General features: G+C 54.7%; 5 protein-coding genes. 2 read left to right on the top strand and 3 right to left on the bottom strand.

The window, feature by feature from the left end:
* A partial coding sequence (locus QGG57_06695; protein MDP7007851.1) for a hypothetical protein occupies positions 1-447 on the top strand: 447 nt, incomplete at its 5' end.
* Positions 444-782: a hypothetical protein gene (locus tag QGG57_06690; GenBank protein ID MDP7007850.1), complete on the top strand. Its 339-nt coding sequence runs from the start codon at positions 444-446 to the stop codon at positions 780-782. The genes QGG57_06695 and QGG57_06690, both read left to right, overlap by 4 nt.
* Positions 783-1,058: 276 nt before the next feature.
* Here the strand turns inward: QGG57_06690 and QGG57_06685 are convergent, their stop codons facing one another.
* The 3 genes from QGG57_06685 to QGG57_06675 all read right to left on the bottom strand — a co-directional run bounded on the left by QGG57_06685 (position 1,059) and on the right by QGG57_06675 (position 3,496).
* Positions 1,059-1,577: a hypothetical protein gene (locus QGG57_06685; GenBank protein ID MDP7007849.1), complete on the bottom strand. Its 519-nt coding sequence runs from the start codon at positions 1,575-1,577 to the stop codon at positions 1,059-1,061.
* 495 nt (positions 1,578-2,072) lie between these two features.
* Positions 2,073-3,011, bottom strand: a complete 939-nt coding sequence (locus tag QGG57_06680) for a tyrosine-type recombinase/integrase (protein MDP7007848.1) — start codon at positions 3,009-3,011, stop codon at positions 2,073-2,075.
* A complete protein-coding gene (locus QGG57_06675) occupies positions 3,008-3,496 on the bottom strand; it encodes a hypothetical protein (GenBank protein ID MDP7007847.1) in 489 nt (162 codons plus the stop codon). The genes QGG57_06680 and QGG57_06675 overlap by 4 nt, the downstream gene beginning before the upstream one ends.
* Positions 3,497-3,650: the final 154 nt, after the last annotated feature.

Raw genomic sequence — 3,650 nt, 5'->3', positions numbered from 1 at the left:
AAGGCGTGGAAGCGCTTCAAGAAAGGAAAAAGGGAGAAGGAGCTGTTCCCGCGGAAACTGGAAATGGCGCAGGACATCTTCCGCTGGGGCAGGGAAATCCTCGCCTCCGAAGAATGGTGTCTTTTCAAAGAACTCGACATCACCTGGGGTAAGGCAATCACTGTCTACGGCTCAGCAGACTGGGGACACAGGATATCAAGAGGATGCGGTGCTTCGTCGGGATTGTCCCTCCACGATGACGGCTCGTTCGGCTATTCCTACAGGGCCGGCTGGACGCACTCACGCAGCTTCAGTATCCATAACCCGGAGATGTTGGCGGAGAAATTGCGCTTCGAATATATCGGCCAGCTGCACGACTTTTCCCGGAAGGGAGTTGACCACGCGATATCGTGGATTGTCAAGCGATATGCGCGCGAGATAAGAGATGCGGTGAGGAAGCAAAAATGATAATCAAGGCATCGTTCGATTGCGAGGAGTGCGACGGCGAAGCGCTCTCGGCGGAGTATGATACCGCTTCCGGCAGGCTGGATTACCTGAACCTGTTGAGCAAAATCAGCACTCCTGTTCCCGAGTATGCGCAGAGTGGCGTCAAGGCCGCGCTGGAGCAAAAAGACGCGCGGCTGCTGTATTCCATCTGCGACGATTACGTCAGGGAATACTGCGCCGCCTGCGACAAACTCTACTGCGAAGAGCATTGGGAAACGGCCCCGGTTTTCGAGGCGGGCAGGTGGTGCGACGGGTTTGTGCTGGTTTGCCCGGAAGGGCATCGGCGAGTCTGTTGAATGGCTGTTGATGTCAGGCGTAACTTAATGTCAACCGCGATGCGCCCAAGGCCGGTAGGAAACACCTGCTGTTACCTTTCAGCACATACATTCTCAACAACTCAAACCTACATTTCCAAGGCGCTGCTCCGACGTGATTCAAAGATGTCGATAGCATGACTTTTTCACTATTAATAGTGATTTAATCTGGGGAATGATGAAACATCGAACTGAATATTATTGGTGCTGAAATCTACTTACTGGAACTAGCAAAACAGCTTGAAATATCTAGTGCAATTAGTAGCCCGTCTCTCGTCTTTGCTGTTCCCTCAGGCGAAGATATTCTGCTTGCAATTTCATATTTATCTTTTGCAATCGAGTGATTCTCCAGGTCTCGTGAAACGGAGTTCCGCGCTTGGGTTCATCATTGTCCTTCAGCCTACAGAGGCCTCTTTCTTCCCCCGAACGCGTCTCAGGCAATAACCACCATTCATCACCCAGCTCTTTATCGGCTCTCGCCAAACGATTATACCCTTTACCAGTTACCCGATAGTGAAATGGGGGGCGGCCTCCAGTGGACTTCCCCTTCCACCGCCTGACGAGTTTCCAATGTACCAACAGCTTCATCACATTGCCAGCATGATTATCCTTGATATTCAGTGAATTTGCCACCTCGAAAACGGTCGTCCAGGTGTATTTCTCATCTAATCTTACCTCTGGACGATTATCAGATTGCAACTTAGAAATCGCATGTAATACCTGCAACCAGCTCTTTGATTCAGCTGTATATTTGATTCCGAAACGTGAATCACTCATTCCTGCTCTGAATGAACGAATCCAGTATTCTCCACCTTACCGGTTCTGAACCTTCCCCGGTCCACAATATTCCAATATCCACCGGCGGTCGTAGAGCGTCCAGTCCACGATAATCAACGATGAACTCCCTGGAAATCTTCAGCGTGCAAGTGTCCATGAAGAGGATAGTCCATTCATCGTTCAGCAAAGTCTCATTCAGCGTTCCGCAGACCTCAGTATATGGCGATAATTTGTCTATCGAAACGAGGTCGCCAGCAACGCCTCTGTTAGTAGGACTGAATGCAGAATGGCTAACACGCATCGGCTCTTTCTCTGGCGTATTTGCTTATAAAGATATGTTCGGTAGAGCTGGCCGACTCTATGGTTCGGCTCTACCAGCCCATATCCCTAGCGATATCTGCCTTTGAACTAGCCATAGATAATTGTCTAGAATCCAGAATCGTCGGCTCCTGCCGCTTCCCCGAAAAATTCTCGCGCAGGGGTCGCAGCGGCCGCTTACAGCCCCAGCTGCGGCACTGCCGCAAGATACGCTTCACGCAGGTCGCGCGGGTCGATGTGGTGGTAGATATCGACCGCCTCGTGGCGCGAGTCGCCGCGCAGCTCCTTGACGTACTCGCGCGGCATCCCGTTGCGCAGCAAATGGGTGGTGACGAAATGGCGGTAGCAATGGGTCGTGAACCGCTTGGCAGGGTCCTTGCTGGTCGGGTCGTGCAGCCCGACCCGGGTGGAATACTTGACGACGGCGTTGTAGATGCCACCGCGTGAGATACGCCCGCCCTGCTGGTTCAGGAACAGCGCCTTCGCGCTGTCCTCGCCGGTCTTGGTCCAGCTCCTGCGTGCAGTCAGCCAGCGCTGCAGCATCCGCGCCACCTCGTCATCGAAGAACACCAGCAGGTTGGTGCGCTTGGGTTTGGGCTTGAGGCGAATAATCTGCCGGTCCCAGTCTATGTCCTCCAGGTCGATTGACATCAACTCAGCGCGACGGATACCGGTCTTGGCCAGCAGGACGTTCAACGCCCGGTCGCGCGGATGGAAGATAGAGTGGACCAGCATCCGCGCCTGCTTCACCGATATCAACTGGCGGCGCGCCTCGGACCCGCTCAGCTTCCTGATCATCGGGTTGATGTACCGCTTCCTGAACGGCGGCACGATGTTGGTCGGCACGCGCCCCTCGAACAACAGGAAGTCGTAGAAGCTGGATATAGCACTGAAGTAGCGCGAGACTGTTTTGGGATGGACGTCCCGCTCCTTCTTGAGGTACCCGAGAAAATCCCGCAGGTCATGCAGGGTGACGTCGACCGGCGGCTTTTTGGTGAACCGCAGGAAGATGCGGATGCTGCAGTGGTAGTCCTTGAGCGTCCCCGCGGTAAGTCCCTGCAGCTGCGCGTCCGCCATGTAGGCGTCCAGCAGCTTGACGTGCGGTATGTCGCTCATTCGCGCCACCTGAAGCCGGAGCTGGTGTATTCCACCAGCCCGTAGTCGACGAATGCATCCAGCTGCGCGTTGATGCCGCGGACCGCCTCAGTCTCATTCGGCTTCACCCCCAGTTCACGCAGGATGCGCTCCGCCGGCAGAGTGGCATACTGGCCTTGGCCGGTATGCACCTTGAGCAGCCGTACCAGCTTGCGGTCCAGCTGACGCATGCCACGGAAACCTCCGTCCAGGAACGGATTCATGCGGTAAGTCCGCAACTCTCCGTCCAACTTGTCGCGCAGCGCCTCCAGCAACCGGATGCGCTCATCAGCATCACTCAGTCGGTGGTGCAACTGCTCATTTGCTTCCAGCAGCGACTGCCGGTCGGTCCCCAGTTTCTGGTTCTCCATTGACAACTCAACCAGGTTAGAGATGTATTTGCTCAGGCTCATGCCGGACGCCTTAGCGACTTCAGTCCAGTGCTGCTTGGCTTCCAGACTCGGCAAATAGACGTCTACGCGCCTCTGTTTAATGGTTGCGGTTGTCCCCATTGCCGAATCAAAACTCGTTTCCTTTATATAGTTTACGGGCAAAAGTGGTAGCCCCGCCCGGATTTGAACCAGGGTCACGTGGTCCAGAGCCACGTATGATGGACCGCTA

The organism is Candidatus Poseidoniia archaeon, assembly GCA_030748895.1.
GTDB lineage: Archaea > Thermoplasmatota > Poseidoniia > MGIII > CG-Epi1 > UBA8886.
This window is presented reverse-complemented; position numbering and strand designations above follow the sequence as displayed.